The sequence below is a fragment of the Nonomuraea sp. NPDC004354 genome (assembly GCF_053602555.1).
On record NZ_JBSGDV010000034.1, the window covers coordinates 1 to 15,237 of the forward strand.

Sequence of the window (15,237 nt, forward strand, 5' to 3'; positions counted from 1 at the left end):
TGTTCAGTTCTGTCGTCACACACGGATCTTGGACACCCTCGCTGCATGTTCGCAGCCAGACTCGGAATCCTCAGCCCTTGGAATCAATCATCTAGGCGGCGGATCAGGCCGGTAAGCGGGCCTGGCCGCGCCGCATGCGCAGGACGGCACCACCACCTGCGCGCGGCCGGTCAGGCCCGCCCCCTCGTTCGCCACTTTCATCTCATTGCACAGAGTTGCCAATCGACGACACACCGTTACTATTGCGTGGAGGTCTTCCACCCCTTTCCCCGATCCCTTCCCCCCGATCACGGAGTGCCGCATGGAGCGAACGGTTCTGGCCGCCGTCACCGAACGTCCCGACGCCGATTCGGCACTCGCCGATCAGCTCCGCCGCGTGTGCGCGGCGATGGACGAGCACGGGCTCCAGGTGCGCTGGACCCACCGGGCCGAGGACGCCCTGGCGGTGGTCGGGTCGGACGCGTCGCTGACGGCTGTGCTGGCGGCATGGGACGCGCCGGGGGCCGAGGAACTGCTCGGCGCGGTGGCCAAACGGTTCCGCGGCCTGCCCGTCTTCCTGATGACGCAGGAGCAGGAGCTTCCGCTGTGGGTGTACGAGGTCATCCAGGGCTACGTCTTCCCGCTGGAGGACACCCCGCAGTTCATCGCCGGGCGCATCGCCCACGCGGCCGAGCAGTACGCCGAGAAGATCCTTCCGCCGTTCTTCAGCGCGCTGCGGCGCCTTCAGGACCACCATCGCTACTCCTGGCACACACCGGCGCACGCGGGCGGGGTGGCGTTCCTCAAGTCGCCGGTGGGGCGGGCGTTCTTCGACTTCTACGGCGAGCGGCTGCTGCGCACCGACCTGTCCATCTCCGTCACCGAGCTGGGATCGCCGCTCGACCACACCGGCCCGATCGGCGAGGCCGAGCGCAACGCCGCCCGCGTCTTCGCCGCCGACCGCACGTTCTTCGTGGTCAACGGCAACTCCACCGCCAACCGCATCGTCGGTCACCACGCGATCGCCCGTGACGACACGGTCCTGGTGGACCGCAACTGCCACAAGTCGGTCCAGCACGCGCTGGCCATCAGCGGCGCCCGCCCGGTCTACCTCGTACCCGAGCGCAACGGGCTGGGGCTGGCGGGCCCGATCCCGCCCGCCGTACTGCAGGCGGACGCGGTCCGTGACCGGGTGGCCGCCCACCCCCTCGCCGCCGGGGATCCGACGTACGCGGTGATCACGAACTCCACCTACGACGGGGTGTGCTACGACGCGGTGCGGGTCGGCGAGCTGCTGGGCGCCAGCGTGCCGCGGCTGCACTTCGACGAGGCGTGGTTCGCCTACGCCCGGTTCAACCAGCTCTACGCCGGCCGCTACGGCATGGCGATCGACGAGCGCACGCTGCCGGGCGCGGGGCGTCCCACCGTTTTCGCCACCCAGTCGACCCACAAGCTGCTGGCCGCGTTGTCGCAGGCGGCGATGCTGCACGTCCGCCCGGCGGAGCGGGCGCCGGTCGACTACGACGCGTTCAACGAGACCTACCTCATGCACGCCTCCACCTCGCCGCTCTACCCGATGATCGCCTCGCTGGACGTCGCGGCGGCGATGATGGACGGCCCGTCCGGGCCGTTCCTGACCGGGGAGGCGATCGTCGAGGCGGTCCGCTTCCGGCAGGCGATGGTACGGCTGGCCGCCCGCATCCGCGAGGACGGCCTGCGGCCCGACTGGTTCTTCGGCGTCTGGCAGCCCCCCACGGTCACCGACCCGCGCACCGGCCAGGACGTCTCGTTCGCCGACGCCGACCCGGCGCTGCTGTGCGCCGAGCCCCGGTGCTGGACGCTGGACGAGGGGGCCGCGTGGCACGGGTTCGACGGGATGTCCGAGGGCTACTGCCTGCTCGACCCGGTCAAGGTGACGATCACCTGCCCGGGTGCCGACGCCGCCACGGGCACGCTCGACTGGGGCATCCCGGCCCGCGTCGTGGCCGCCTACCTGGAGCGGCGCGGCATCGTGGTGGAGAAGACCGGCGACCACACGTTGCTGGTGCTGTTCTCCATGGGGATCACCAAGGGCAAGTGGGGCACGCTGATCGACGCGCTCACCGACTTCAAGAACGCCTACGACAACGATCTGGACCTGGCGGAGGTGCTGCCGGGCTTCGGGCCGTCCGCGGTCTCGCTGCAGAAGTTCTGCACCCTGGTCCACGAGAAGCTGCGCGACTCCGGTGTCGGGAAGCTGCTCGACCAGGTCTTCACCACCCTGCCCGAGGCGGTGTCGACTCCCGCCGACTGCTACCAGGCCATGATCCGGGCCCGCACCGAGCGCGTCTCACTGGACGGCCTGCCGGGGCGGGTAGCCGCGGCCACGGTGGTGGTCACCCCGCCCGGGATCCCCATGCTGATGCCCGGCGAGGCGACCGGCCCGGCCGACGGCCCGCTGATGACCTATCTACGGGCTCTGGAGGACTTCGATCGGGCCTTCCCCGACCTGGCCACCGACATCCACGGCGCCCACCGTGACGGTGACGGCCGCTACTGGGTGGAGGTCGTCAAGGACTGAGATCGGCGGTCGTGCGCCGGGTGACCGGTGGGCGGCCGGACGGCCCCGGGCGGCCCTTCACCCGGGGCCGGATCCGTGGTCCCGGGCGGCGGTCCGCCCGGGGCCGGAGCCGTGGTCATCCGTGGTCAGCCGTGGACGACGACCTTGTCGAGGTCGGGGGCATAGGCGGTGTCGTTGCCGAAGCGGAGCGTGTTGGCGCCGGCGGCGAGCCGTACGGTGACGGTCACGACGGCCGGGACGGACCAGCTGGTGCCGGTCAGTGCCACCTGCGTCGCGGGGCCGCCGTTGACGCTGACGGAGAAGGACCGGGAGCCGTCGACCAGACCGTGGATCTCCAGCTGGTAGTCGCCCTCGCTCGGCGCGGTGACGCCGGTGAGGGTGACGGCGTTGGCGGCGCCGTTGCCGATGTAGCCGACCTTCGCGCCGCCGGAGCACCCGCCGCACGCGGCCCGCAGGGCAGCGCCCTCGACGGCGCTGGCCGGCGCCTCGGCCTCGTAGTGGTTGTGGGTGGGGCCGGCGCAGGTGAGCTTGGCGTCCGCCCAGTCGGCGTGGTCGTAGTTGATGCCGTCCCCGCCGTCGGTGACCACCAGGCGCAGCAGGGCGGCTCCCGAGATGTCGGCCGTGAGCCGCTGCCCGGGCATCGCGTTGGTCATGACCTCGGTGCTCGCGACCTTCCGCCCGTCCGCCCAGATCTCGAACGCGGCCGTGCCGCGGGTCCCCGCCTCGTCGTCCAGGCCGGCCACGGCCGTCACCTGGGTGCAGGCGCCGCCGATGTAGTACTCGACCGTGCTCGGGGCGTGCACGCCGAGGCCCTTGGCGTACACCGCTCCGCCGACGGTGAGCGGCCCGCCGTCCCCCGAGCCGTCCTCGCCGACGCTGCGGTCCCGCTCCACGGGGCCCCAGCCGTTCGTCGAGCTCAGCCAGGCGACGTCACTGAGGTAGGAGCTGCCGGTGGGGGCAGCGGGCGGTACCAGCAGTCCCGCCGTGCCCGTGGTCCGGGCCGGCGGCCGGCCACCGGGGCCGGTGTGGTCCAGCGTGGCCGTCACCTCGTGGTGACCGGAGGGGGCGTCGGCCGGCGCGGTGACCTTCCAGGTGGTACGGAAGGTCCTGCCGGGAGCGAGGATTCCCTTCGTCGTGGGGGAGGTCGCCTCCACCTTCCACCCTTCGGGCGCGTTCACCCGCACCGAGAGCCGCTGGGCTGGGACGTGCCCGTGGTTGACCGCGGTCGTGGTGAGGGTGAGAGGCTTGCCGGGGTGGGCGAGCACCGGGCCGTCCGGATAGGCGGCCTCGCCCTGCGGGCTCAGCTCGACCGCGGGGGCGTACCGGGCCCACCCGGCGTCCTTGGAGACGCGCAGCATGACCGTGCCGTGCGCGGGGACCGTCGCCGCGAGCACGTCCTCGGTGTGGGTGTCCGTGCGGGTCCACAGGTCGCGCACCCGGTAGGCCGGACTGCCGTCGGCCAGCCCGATCTCGGTCACCGAGGTGGCGACGCGCTGCGCCCGGTCGCTCTCGTTGAACAGGGCGACCGCCTTGTCCCCGTTGGCCAGCGGCTTGACGACGACCCACCGGCCGCCCTCGGACTTCAGCACGCTTCCCTGGATCCCGAGCGGGTCCTGGTCGACGGCGATAACCTCCTTGTTGAGCAGGATGTCGAACGTCTCGCCTGAGGCCCTGCGCAGGTCGGAGCCGATGAGCAGCGGAGCGGCCATGATCGACCACATGCTGAAGTGGGTGCGGTACTCGGTGTCCGTCATGCCGCCGTTGCCCACTTCGAGCATGTCGGGGTCGTTCCAGGCCCCCGGCTTGGCGTACTGCGCCAGCGCCAGGTTGCGCTTCATGATGTCGAGCATCGAGGACCAGCTGTCGCTGATGTCGCCCGTGGTGCGCCACAGGTGGCCGACGTCCTGCGCCCAGAGCCACGGCTGGTTGGAGCCCCACTCGCAGATGCTGAAGACGATCGGCCGGCCGCTGGCCCTGAGCGCGTCGCGCATCGTGGTGTACCGCTCAAGCGCGCTCTGCCCGAGATGGTCGCCGCAGTTGTCGTACTTGAGGTAGTCCACACCCCAGGAGGCGAACAGGTTCGCGTCCTGCCGTTCGTGGCCGATCCCGCCGGGGAAGCCCTTGGCGTCGCACGTCCTGGTGCCGGCGCTGGTGTAGATGCCGAACTTCAGGCCCTTGGAGTGGACGTAGTCGGCCACCGCCTTGATGCCGTGGGGGAACCGCACCGGATCGGGCACCAGGTTGCCGTTCTGGTCGCGCTGCGGCAGCGCCCAGCAGTCGTCGAGGTTGACGTACTGGTATCCCGCGTCCTTCAGTCCCTTCGAGACGAACAGGTCCGCGATTCCCTTGACCATCTCCTCGTTGAACTCGGCACGGCAGTGGGTGCTGTTCCAGTTGTTGAAACCCATGGGCGGGGTGAGCGCGAGACCGTCGTCGACCGCCGCCGCGGCTGCGGGAGCGGCCGTTGCCGCGGTCGCGGCCAGCCCGGCGCTCGCCAGGGCCGTACTCAGCAGGGTCGTCACGGCGAAGCCGGAGAGAAGTTGTCGAAGCGCACGCACGAACTGCCTCCATGGGGGGGTGGATGGCGGGCAGGCTCCACTGGTACGGCCCGGCCGGGGCATGCCGGAGCCTGCCCTCGCGGGGGTGCTGGGGAGAGCCGTGAGGCGGCACGGTGAAACGGGTGGGAAGGGCTGGGACGGTGGCCCGTCGCGGGCCGGGGGATGGGGCGGCCGGGACGAATACGAACAGCCTTGCCTTTGCAATTCACCATGAATCATCAGAATCATGCAATACCGCACTTTATAACGACTAGATCTCAACACATCTGCACTCGGGCGGGCTGGGAAGCAGTCGGAAAGACGGACAGCGGCGGCGATACATGCGCGTGAAGCGGCGGGTTCGCTTCTGTTGATTCACGCTCGGCTCTGGGGGAGTGCCGCTCGTCAACGCTCGACCAGCAGCACACCAGGGCTCTGCCGTACGCCGCATGGCGTACCGGCCCCACCCCGCCGGTCGTGCGCGGGAGCGGAGCGGTGCCCCGCGGGCCGCTGCCGGGACCCTCGCGCAGGAGGTGAAGATGCTCGGCGGCGCCGCCGAGCCGCTCCCGACACCGGTCTCCTGCACCACGCGACCGGACGCCGGCACCTACCACCTGATCGACTTCAAGGAGGTCGGCAGGCCGGGTCTGGAGGAAGGTCCGCATCCTGCGCGTGCGCCCCTCACAGGCGGGACACGGCAGGGAACCGTGCTGAACCACTGACCGTTGGATCGACAGCCGTCAGCTTCGGGCGATCGCCCTCGACGCCTCACCGGAGTACCCATGAAGTCACTTCCGCTAAGGCTGCAACTTCTCCTGGCTCTCGTGGCGCTTCTGTCATTCAGCCTGAGCGTGTACCTGGAGGAAAACCATCTGGACTACCTCGACCGGCATCCGATCATGGTCAACCTGCTGTCCGGCGTTGTGGGATTCTCCGCGGCGACCCTCGTGATCAGCATCGGCTTCGACTGGTATGCAACGAAGGAAACCTCGAAGAAGCGGTCATCGGCCTATGAGCTCCTCGTCGGCCGGACGATCTACATGCTGTCCCGGCTGGATCCTCAGGCTTGGGAGAAACTGGATACCGACCTCGCGACCAGGGCGGCCCGTGTCCTCGGGTTCAGCGACGCCGAAGAGGCCGGCGATGCAGCGCATGCCGCACAGATAGAACGGGGAGTCCTCCCACGCGGAAGGCAGCGGGACATCGCCACCTGCCGAAGGATCATCGGCTTCGGCGAAGCCCTCCATGAAGCGCTGAGCATCGGGGCGGACCAGGAGATCTCCAGGGCCCGCAGAGCTGTTCGGAAATCGATGGAAGAGTTCGAGAGGGCGGATGGCCCGATCTGGGACGTGGTAGTCGCTACGACGACCTACGTGGTGGCGCTTCTGGAGCGCCCTGAGTGTGATCACATATTCGCCATGCCCCGTCAATAGTTCACGGTCCCTTCGTTCTTCTCCGCTGGCTTCTTCCGCCGAGCGATGCCCCTGTGGGCTGTTGCCCGAGCGAGCCCGGCCCGTAGCTGGTCAGGCTCGCTCGGCGGGCGCCACGCCGGCGCTCCGGTCCCAGCCGCGGCGCGGGCCCTGCGCCAGCCACCAGCACGCGACCGCCCGGTCCCTGCTTTCTCGCCTCCGGCCTACGTGAATGGCCGCTCACGACGTCTGACCACTACGACAGGCCGTGGCGATCGCGTGCTTGGGCGCATGCCGGAAGAGTCACTGGTCATCAGCGTTCCAGGCGCCTGCCGAGAATGTCGGCGGGTTGACCGTATGGCTCGGTGAGGATCCGCGGTTGCGGGAGGGCATCGCGGAGTCGGATCGCGGGCGGGCGGGTGTGGCCATGACCACGCCGGCGACCTGCCGTACAGGATCAGGCCGTGCGGTCGTGAACGACGACGAGCGAACCGCTCCACTCCCTGACGCGGGCAAGCAAGGTCACGGCGGTAGGAAGCGGATCGGCGCAAAGAACGCTCGCGTGGAAGGCGTGCGGCATGCCGCCGTAGATGTCGAGGCTGACCGTTCCCGAGGCGTCGGACACCGCCTCGGCGAACCGCTTCGCATCATCGAGGAGAACCTCTTTCGAGCCGGCCACGACCAGCAGCGGCGGCAGCCCGCGAAGGTCGCCGTGCAGAGGGGACTGGGGTCCCTGATCCGGCCGGGCACCGGCCAGGTACTGCGTTCGGACGTGGTCGAGCACGGTCCGGTCGACGACGTCCTGGCCGTCGTTGGCGTCGATCGACGGGCTTGACAGCGTGAGGTCGGTCTGCGGAGAGATGGTCAGCGCTCCCGCGGGCAGAGCGTCGCCGGCCTGGTTGAGTACGAGCAGCGCCGACAGCACCAGCGTGGCGCCGGCGGACTCACCGGCCAGGATGATCTTGGAGGCGGGTACGTCCTGAGCGAGCAGGCTCCGGTAGGCGGTCACCACGTCCTCAAGGGCGGCCGGATATCGGTGAGCCGGGGCAAGGCGATAGTCCACGGCCAGGACAGGACGGCCGGTCGCCTCGGAAAGGCGGTAGGCCATGATCTGTTCCAGATGGGGATTGGCGTACTCGAAGCCGCCTCCGTGGACGTAGACGGTGACCCCTCTCGCGGACACCGCATCGGCTGGCGGCTTCTGCAGAGGCATCTGCGGAGGCTTCTGCGGAGCGGTGACCCAGGTGCCGGGAACGCCGCCGGTGTGCGGCAGCAGGGCGGTGAGGTCGGCGTCAGCCGGTAGGACGGGAGGTCGAGACTGCATGGCGCCGAGCTCGGCCAAGACCATGGCGCCGGCGTCGGGTGCAGCGGGGATGTGGGTGAGGTTCACGAACAGATCCTTCATACGGAGCAGTGGGCGGGACGGCCTCCCCTCTGTCCCGGAGTGGTGGATCGTCGGAGGGAGGCACGATGCGCCGATGGCAGCGGTCACCAGGAGGCGCCTGGTGCCGTACCTGGCAAAGACGGGAATGCGGTGCAGGCATGCGACGACCCGACGTCAACGGGAGCGCGGATCGGCGGTCAGCTGTTCGGCACGCGAGAATGCGCCGTGCTCACCTGCGGTGGTGGTGGTCAGCACCGTCCGCGCAGGGCGCGCGGCGCGGGCGTGGTCACGGTCAGATGCGACCGGTGAACTGAGACGTCACGAGACCAACCCCTTGATACGGTGCCTCCATGCCGTCGGCGTTCTCCTCGACGACGTCACGCGACACGCAGATCATTAGAGCCCGCCGCCGCAGGGCTGTCAAACGTCGCCGACACGGCTCTTCCTCGCTCGCACGGCTGACTTGACCGATGATCGCAAGAGTGATGGGATCCGTCGTCAGCGTCGCGGTGTACCCGGCAAGCAGGCCGCCGAGGACACGCAGGCGCCGGAACATGGGATACCCATGGGAACCCCACCACCTCCTCTGGAGCGTCATCACACCGGCGAGGACGCCGCGGCCCTCCCAGCGCCGGCCGAGCAGTTTCCCCGGTTGCGGCCGGTACGTCGGGAGCTGACACGCCGCCACCCGATCGTCAGCGACACTCCGCGCAGACCGCGGAACCGCCCGGACGGCCTCGGCCACGACGACGCCGCCCAGCTCCTGCCCGTGCAAGCCGAACCGGACGGCCTGACAGCGCTCGCGGAATCCCACGTCACCTGTGGCGGCTCGCGTTCGAGTGGAAGCGTCTCGCCTCGCTCTGTCGGAGGGCGGACTGGGTCAGGGTGTCTTCACCACGGGCCGGCAATTCCCGGCAGGCGCGGTCGGATTCGGTCAGGAAGTCGATCTCCATCAGGGCGCCCAGCCTGCCGTACGGTCAGGTCTGCGTTGGGCGCGTATCAGGAAGCCGGTCAGCGTCGCGTCGAACGTCGCGGCTGGCCCGAGCCGGGGCAGGTGGCGCTGGTGCCGGTGTTGGCAGATCCACGGCTCGGGCTTGCGCGCGAAGCTTCCGCATCTGCTGAAGCTTCTGACGGGCGCCAGCGAGACTCACCTGGAGCCCTTCGACCTCGCCGAGCCAGCCGCGTTCGGTGGCTTCGCGTATCCGGTCATGCAGGTTCGTGCTGATCTTGGCGAACCGCATCGCTTGTGGATTTGGCTGCAGCATGGGACATCTCAGCAGGCTTCTCTGAACTAAGGAACTTGATGCTCAGCGGTAGCGCCTCACCTCGTTCGCTGTCGAAGCGGGTCAGGTAGAGGTCAGCCCAGCTTTGGCGGAGTCGAGATGGCGGGTGTCACCGAGGTTGACGACCTGGCGGCTGTGGCGGAAATCGTCTTCGTGCAGTGTGGTGATGCTGCCCGACCGAACTCGGAAAAAGGCATGGCCGACAGCCGTGATCGGCATCTTGATCCAGGCCGCCACGACGAAGGTCAGGGAGCCACCGTGCGTCACGATGATCTGGTGCTCGCAGGGCCGCTGCACGATCTCGTCCATGGCCGCGTAGATGCGCTGCGCCAGCGCCGCCTTGGTCTCGGCACCCTCCACGCCCTCGTCATGTTCCAGTCGCTCCCCGACAGCCGGCGGCGGCACGAATCGCTGATCCAGCCACTCCTGTGGCCTTCCCTCCGCCTCTCCATAGGATTTCTCCCGCAGTCTGCGGTCCAAGATTGGCTTCACGCCGAACAGCTCGGCAACCTTCTCGGCCGTTTGCCGGGTGCGCTGCAGATCCGAGGAGAACAGCTCCACCGCGCCGCCGTTCGGGATCTGAGCCCGCAGCGCCTGGGCAATGGAGGCCGCCGCGCTGAGGCCGGTCGGCGTCAGCTGCGAATCATGCCAACCGCCAACGAGCCCCTCGATGTGATGCGTCGCCTCCGGATGGGTGACGACGTAAATGGTGCGCATGAGTGAGCTCTTCCTGTCGATGGCCAGGCCTTTGGTGATCTTAAGAGTGGTTCACGAGTTTCTCTGAGATTCTCTGAACTTTGGGGCCGGTCCGTCCCAAAGCCTCTGATCTGCAGCTCTCTGAAACCGAATCGGTGATGCCAGAGGAATCACAGCGAGATGCTCCGGAGAGCGAGAGCCGCTCCGCCTGCCGCCTCAGTACTGTGATCTCGCATGACGGACACCGAGATTGAGATCACCGCAGACCTGGTCCGCGACCTGCTGCAGGAGCAACATCCGGACCTTGCAGGGCTGGCCATCCGCGAGGTGGCGGGCGGCTGGGGCAACCAGATGTGGCGCCTCGGGGACGAGTTGGCCGTGCGCATGCAGCGCATGGACCCCACCCCGGAGCTCCAGCTCAAGGAGCGGCGGTGGCTACCCGTGCTGGCCCCGCGCCTGCCGCTCCCGGTGCCGACCCCGGTGCGGTTCGGCGAACCGTCCGAGCGCTTCCCCAAGCACTGGACCGTCATGACGTGGGTTCCCGGCGAGCCGCTGGACCACGGCTCGATCAGCCGCGGCACCCACGCGGCCGACACGCTGGCGGGCTTCCTCCAGGCGCTCCATGTGGAGGCGCCCGCCGAGGCCCCGGCCAGTTCGGACTTCGGCGCTCACCCCAAGAGGTGCACGGGCGGCTTCGAGCAGTTCTTGCAGGCCATTGACCGCGACGCCGTCGGCGATGTCCGCGCCGTCCGGGCCGTCTGGGCCGACGCCGTCGCGACCCCCGAGTGGGAGGGCCCGCCGGTGTGGGTGCACGGCGACCTCCATCCCGCGAACGTCGTCGTCTCGGACGGAACGCTCTCGGGCATCGTCGACTTCGGTGGCATGTTCGCCGGCGATCCGGCGTGGGACCTCGCCGCCGCATGGGTGCTGCTCCCCGCGGGCACGGCCGCACGGTTCTTCGAGATGTACGCGCACGCAGACGAGGCGGCGATCCGGCGCGCCCGCGGGCTGGCCGCTATGAAGAGCCTCTTCCTGATGCTCATGGGGCAGAACGGAGATCGAGGCCTTCCCGGCGGCAAGCCGAACTGGGGACCCGCAGGCCGGGCGGCACTTGATCGTGTTCTGAAGGGCGTTTGACGCACGGTTCTTCGACTTTCTCGATCTTGGTGAACCGTGGGCCGGTAGCGGCCTGTCCGCCCTGGCGCCCAGCTTCCATCGGGTTGTGGTGCGCGTGCGCGCGGCCGGAGCGACGCGCCAGGTCCAGCGGGAACGGGTCGAGCAGTGGCCCGGATCCGGTCTCGCGGTGCAGGTCGTGGAACCTGCGCAGCACCGTCTCGCTGTGAGCGACGGACGACGGGGCAGGACCCCGCCCCGTCGCGGCCTGCCCTCCGGGTACCTACCTGACGGTCAACGGGCCGATGCGCTTTCTGAACGCAGACGTCTACACGCCGCTTTATGTCACCGGCTCGGTCACCGCACAGCACCTGATGTGCCTCGTGGACAGCAATCTGTTCATCGGCGGCTCGCTCGCCGTCGGGGGCCTGCTGATGACGGAACTCTCCGACTCGGGAATGCTCGTCGTACACGGTGCTGCATCTGCGGGCGCGTGGCTCGAAACATGGGACAGGGGCGACGTCACCTTTGTCGATGATCTGAAGGCCCGTCGGCTGCGCGTGTCCGAGGGCGATTACCTTGAAGACGCCGACGCGGATGATGCGGCTGACATCCTGTTGCCCGAGTTCCTGGACGGCGACACCGAAGATGCCGCGGAAAAGCTCTGGGAAGCCGCGCTTGAAGGACGTCCCCTGCTGCGCCCCTGATTTCCTGCCGGTTTGATCGGCAGCCGCGGATGAGTACAACTGGGTGAAGCCTGTCTGCGCGGGCTGGACGATGTCGGCGATCAGTTGGCGGGGGGGTGGGCGCCCACCCCCCGCCGCGGCTGCCCGACCGGCTCGACAGCTCAGGAATGCGCCGTCTGCAAGGTGCGGAGCAGTTCGAAGGCGGGACGGTCCACGGAACGACGCGTGTTGCTGAGGACGGCGACGCCCACCCCCTTCTCGGGGTCGAAGCCCACGAACGAGGAGAACCCGCCGGTCATCCCGCTGTGCCAGATCTGCAGGTGGGCGCCCTGCCGAGCATGCAGCCGTTGCCCCATCCAGCCCAGGTGAACCCAGGAGAAGGGGCTGATCCGGTGCTCGGTCCGGCGGCTGAGCCGGATCGCCTCGGCCAGCGCGCCGGCGCCGTCGTCCACGTGGGCGCGGAGGAAGGCGACCAGGTCGGCCGGCGTGGATCGCAGCCCTCCGGCACCGGCCATGTCCGCCAGGTGCCAGGCCGCGGCGGGCCTGCCCCGCCGGGTGTGGCCCTGCGCCAGGCGCGCCGACCGGCCGCCGCCGGCAGTGCCGCCGACGGTGCTGCCGACGGTGCCGGCACCGCCATCACCGTCGAAGGTGCCGTCGACGGTGATGCCGGTGCCGGTCAGGTCCAGCGGGGAGCTGATCTCCCGGGAGATCAGCGTCTCGTAGTCGGTGCCCACCCGGTGGGCGAGCGCCGCTCCCAGCAGGCCGGCGCCGAGGTTGGAGTAGCGGAACCGGCGTCCGGGTGTGGCGCCCAACCGGGTCCGAGCCAGCCCCCGGAGCAGGAGATCGATCGTGCATCCGGCGTACGGATCCGGCTTCCACGGGCGGAGCAGCGCCTCCAGCATCATGCCCTTGGGCAGTCGGGGCAGCCCTGAGGTGTGGGTCGCCAGATGCCGAAGGGTGATCTCCTGGCCATCCCGTGACGGCACGCGTGTTCCCTCGGGCAGCAGCGCGGCCACGGGCTCGTCGAGGTCGACCGTGCCGGCGACACCCAGCCGCGCCAGGGCCAGAGCCGTGAACACCTTGGTCACCGAGCCGACCTCGAACACCGTCCCGGCGCCGGGCGTGCCGTCGTTGTCACCGCCGGCGCGACCGGCACCCCGGATCTCCACCGAGCCGGGGGTCAGCGCGGCGACCACCACGCCGACGTGATTCGCGGCCAGCCGGTCAGCTGACTCCCTCACGAGGCCGTCCAGATCTGTCACATCTGGCAATTATCGGGGCTGTGGCGTGCGGGCGGAGCCGCCGAACCCTGCGGCTACGAGTGGCGTGGCCGGCCGGCGGCGGCGTACAGCAGCTGCCGCAACCCCGGCAGTTCCTCCCGGTCCTCCCGCCACACCAGGCGCAGGCTCAGCCGCGGAGCCGGCAGCGCCAGCCGTACCAGCGCACCCGACTCCAGCGCCCCGGCCACCGCGAACTCCGGCAACAACGCGATGCCCAGCCCCTGCTCGGCCCAGGCGCGCATCACCGCCACCCCGCCCGCGCCGACCCGTTCGGGCCCCGGCCCGAGCACGCTGTCGGCGGCCAGGCGGAAGGAGCAGCCCGGCACGTTGACCAGCAGCCGCTCGCCCGCCAGGTCACCGGGGCCGACCAGGCCGCGCCCGGCCAGGGGGTGTCCCGGTGCCGCCACCAGCACCAGCGGGACCTCGTCAACGTCGAGGAAGGTCAGCGGCTCAGGCGGCGCGAACCCCAGCCCGCCCAGCGCCTGACCCGCGTCCAGCAGCAGCGCCGCCTCCAGCCGCCCGGCCGCGACCTCGGCCATCAGCTCGTCCCTGCTGGAGCTGGGACGCACCCGCACCTCCAAGCCGGGATGGTGTTCGGCCAGGTGGGCCAGCACGCGCGGCGCGTGGGTGGCGGCGATGGTCTCCAGCGCCCCGAGGCGCAGCCGGTACGGCTGCCCGGTCACTTCCAGCCGGGCCTGCTCGGCCAGCTCCAGCAGGCGGCGCGCCCAGCCGGTCAGCCGCTCGGCGGCAGCGGTGGGACGCATGCCGCGCGGCGTGCGCTCGAACAGCGACACCCCGAGCGAGCGCTCCAGCGCGCGGATCTGCTCGGAGACGCTGGAGGGCGCCAGGTCCAGGGCGACGGCGGCGTCGGTGACGGTGCCGTGCCGTAGCAGGGTCTCGAAGGTGCGCAGCTGGCGCAGTTCCATGCCGCTGCCAACCCGCGCCGGGCGTTCGGAAATTCCGAACGCTGCCTTCGGGTCAGCCGGTGGAGGCGGCGGTCGGTGCCGGGCGAGGGTGGGCGCCGTGATCAGATATCTCGTGGGCGTCTCGCTCGGCTACTTCATGGTGCTGCTGGACATGACGGTGCTGGCGGTCGCCGAGCCGGACCTGGCCGCCTCGCTGGAGACCTCCGTGGCCGGCCTGCAGTGGGCGACCACCGCCTACACCGTGGTGTTCGGGGCGTCGCTGCTGTCGGCCGGCGCCGTCTCCGACCGGTACGGCGCGCACCGCGTCTTCCGCGCCGGGGTGAGCGCGTTCGGCGCGCTCTCGCTCCTGTCGGCGCTGGCGCCGACGCTGCCGGCCCTGGTCGGCCTGCGCGCCGTGCTCGGGGCAGCGGCGGCGGCCTGCCTGCCGAGCTCGATGGCGATCATCGCGCGGCTCTACCCTGACCCGCCGCGCCGCGCACGCGCCGTGGCCACCTGGGCGGCCGTCAGCGGCGCGGCGGTGGCCGCCGGCCCGATCGCCGGGGGAGCGCTGGTGGACCTGGCCGGCTGGCGGGCGATCTTCCTCGTCAACGTGCCCATCACCCTCCTCGTGCTGTCCCTGGTCAAGGGCGCGGCGATCACCTGCCCCGCGGGGGAGCGGCGGATCGACTGGCGCGCGCAGCTGGCCGCCGTGGCGGTGCTGGCGCTGCTCACCGACACCGTGGTGGCCGCCGGCTCCCGCGCCTGGGCGCATGCGGCCGCCTCAGGAGCGGCCACCCTGGCGGCGGCCGGCCTCTTCGCGGCGCTCGAACGGCACAGCCCGGCGCCGGTGCTCCACCGCGGGCTGCTGGCCGGCCGCGGCGTGCGCGCCGGGCTGGCGGCCGGCGCCGCGGTCACCTTCACGCTCAACGGCATCCTGTTCGTGCTGCCGCTCCTGCTGCGGGACCAGCACCTCGGCGCGACCGACACCGGCCTGGCGTTCCTGCCGATGACCCTGCCCTTCGTGCTCAACCCGCCGCTGACCGGCCGGCTGGTGGCCCGCTTCGGCCCCCGCCCGCCCATCCTGGCCGGGCTGGCGCTGCTGGTGGCCGGCAGCCTCGCGCTGGCCGCCGGATGGCTGCCTGCCGGGCTGCTGCTGGCCGGCCTCGGCGTCTCCTTCGTGCTGCCCGCGCTGGCCGCGGCCGTCGTCGCGGCCGCTCCTGAGGGTACGGCAGGCGCGGCCGGCGGGCTGCTCAACAGCGTCAGGCAGGTCGGCGCGACGCTCGGGGTGGCGGCCATGGGCGCGCTGGTGACCACCGGCCCGGCCCTGCCGCTCCTGCTGGCCGCGGCCGTCTGCGCGGTGGCGGCCGCCGGTTTCCTGCAGCCCGCCGGCGCCCGGCTGGGGTGA

The 15,237-nt window shown here is 70.6% G+C and carries 12 protein-coding genes; 6 read left to right on the top strand and 6 right to left on the bottom strand.

All coding sequences use genetic code 11. The features are described from left to right. Window positions 1–301 precede the first annotated feature (301 nt). Complete coding sequence (locus ACWENQ_RS44105; RefSeq protein ID WP_452419539.1) at window positions 302–2,539, top strand: Orn/Lys/Arg family decarboxylase; 2,238 nt, start codon at window positions 302–304, stop codon at window positions 2,537–2,539. Window positions 2,540–2,664: 125 nt separating this feature from the next. Here ACWENQ_RS44105 and ACWENQ_RS44110 read toward each other — a convergent pair whose 3' ends face one another. After that, a complete protein-coding gene (locus ACWENQ_RS44110) occupies window positions 2,665–5,097 on the bottom strand; it encodes an NPCBM/NEW2 domain-containing protein (protein WP_452419540.1) in 2,433 nt (810 codons plus the stop codon). A gap of 428 nt (window positions 5,098–5,525) precedes the next feature. On the opposite strand from ACWENQ_RS44110, the gene ACWENQ_RS44115 reads away from it, so the two are divergent. Both ACWENQ_RS44115 and ACWENQ_RS44120 read left to right on the top strand, forming a co-directional pair. Continuing rightward, the gene (locus ACWENQ_RS44115) at window positions 5,526–5,798 is read left to right on the top strand and encodes a hypothetical protein (protein ID WP_452419541.1); all 273 of its coding nucleotides are present in this window, start codon (window positions 5,526–5,528) and stop codon (window positions 5,796–5,798) included. 60 nt (window positions 5,799–5,858) lie between these two features. Further along, window positions 5,859–6,509 carry a hypothetical protein gene (locus ACWENQ_RS44120; RefSeq protein WP_452419542.1) on the top strand — a complete coding sequence of 217 codons (651 nt, stop codon included), beginning with the start codon at window positions 5,859–5,861 and terminating at the stop codon, window positions 6,507–6,509. Between the two features lie 433 nt (window positions 6,510–6,942). Here ACWENQ_RS44120 and ACWENQ_RS44125 read toward each other — a convergent pair whose 3' ends face one another. The 3 genes from ACWENQ_RS44125 to ACWENQ_RS44135 form a co-directional block, all read right to left on the bottom strand. Further along, a complete protein-coding gene (locus tag ACWENQ_RS44125; RefSeq protein WP_452419543.1) occupies window positions 6,943–7,890 on the bottom strand; it encodes an alpha/beta hydrolase in 948 nt (315 codons plus the stop codon). 271 nt (window positions 7,891–8,161) lie between these two features. Continuing rightward, complete coding sequence (locus ACWENQ_RS44130; RefSeq protein WP_452419544.1) at window positions 8,162–8,683, bottom strand: hypothetical protein; 522 nt, start codon at window positions 8,681–8,683, stop codon at window positions 8,162–8,164. Window positions 8,684–9,215: 532 nt separating this feature from the next. Next, on the bottom strand, window positions 9,216–9,869 hold the full coding sequence (locus ACWENQ_RS44135) for a histidine phosphatase family protein (RefSeq protein ID WP_452419545.1): 654 nt from the start codon (window positions 9,867–9,869) through the stop codon (window positions 9,216–9,218). Between the two features lie 213 nt (window positions 9,870–10,082). On the opposite strand from ACWENQ_RS44135, the gene ACWENQ_RS44140 reads away from it, so the two are divergent. Further along, on the top strand, window positions 10,083–10,985 hold the full coding sequence (locus ACWENQ_RS44140) for an aminoglycoside phosphotransferase family protein (protein ID WP_452419546.1): 903 nt from the start codon (window positions 10,083–10,085) through the stop codon (window positions 10,983–10,985). A 281-nt stretch (window positions 10,986–11,266) separates the two neighbouring features. Further along, on the top strand, window positions 11,267–11,668 hold the full coding sequence (locus ACWENQ_RS44145) for a hypothetical protein (protein WP_452419547.1): 402 nt from the start codon (window positions 11,267–11,269) through the stop codon (window positions 11,666–11,668). Between the two features lie 140 nt (window positions 11,669–11,808). Here ACWENQ_RS44145 and ACWENQ_RS44150 read toward each other — a convergent pair whose 3' ends face one another. Both ACWENQ_RS44150 and ACWENQ_RS44155 read right to left on the bottom strand, forming a co-directional pair. Further along, the gene (locus ACWENQ_RS44150; protein ID WP_452419548.1) at window positions 11,809–12,888 is read right to left on the bottom strand and encodes a serine hydrolase domain-containing protein; all 1,080 of its coding nucleotides are present in this window, start codon (window positions 12,886–12,888) and stop codon (window positions 11,809–11,811) included. A 74-nt stretch (window positions 12,889–12,962) separates the two neighbouring features. Beyond that, the gene (locus ACWENQ_RS44155; protein WP_452419549.1) at window positions 12,963–13,853 is read right to left on the bottom strand and encodes a LysR family transcriptional regulator; all 891 of its coding nucleotides are present in this window, start codon (window positions 13,851–13,853) and stop codon (window positions 12,963–12,965) included. 97 nt (window positions 13,854–13,950) lie between these two features. Here ACWENQ_RS44155 and ACWENQ_RS44160 point away from each other — a divergent pair, with 97 nt between their 5' ends. Beyond that, window positions 13,951–15,237, top strand: a complete 1,287-nt coding sequence (locus ACWENQ_RS44160) for an MFS transporter (RefSeq protein ID WP_452419550.1) — start codon at window positions 13,951–13,953, stop codon at window positions 15,235–15,237.

Excerpts from the sequence above, each read along its gene's own strand:
- ACWENQ_RS44140 (WP_452419546.1), top strand. The coding sequence starts at position 10,083 with ATGACGGACACCGAGATTGAGATCACCGCAGACCTGGTCCGCGACCTG.
- ACWENQ_RS44105 (WP_452419539.1), top strand. The coding sequence starts at position 302 with ATGGAGCGAACGGTTCTGGCCGCCGTCACCGAACGTCCCGACGCCGAT.
- ACWENQ_RS44135 (WP_452419545.1), bottom strand. The coding sequence starts at position 9,869 with ATGCGCACCATTTACGTCGTCACCCATCCGGAGGCGACGCATCACATC.
- ACWENQ_RS44145 (WP_452419547.1), top strand. The coding sequence starts at position 11,267 with ATGCGCTTTCTGAACGCAGACGTCTACACGCCGCTTTATGTCACCGGC.
- ACWENQ_RS44115 (WP_452419541.1), top strand. The coding sequence starts at position 5,526 with ATGGCGTACCGGCCCCACCCCGCCGGTCGTGCGCGGGAGCGGAGCGGT.
- ACWENQ_RS44155 (WP_452419549.1), bottom strand. The coding sequence starts at position 13,853 with ATGGAACTGCGCCAGCTGCGCACCTTCGAGACCCTGCTACGGCACGGC.
- ACWENQ_RS44125 (WP_452419543.1), bottom strand. The coding sequence starts at position 7,890 with ATGAAGGATCTGTTCGTGAACCTCACCCACATCCCCGCTGCACCCGAC.
- ACWENQ_RS44120 (WP_452419542.1), top strand. The coding sequence starts at position 5,859 with ATGAAGTCACTTCCGCTAAGGCTGCAACTTCTCCTGGCTCTCGTGGCG.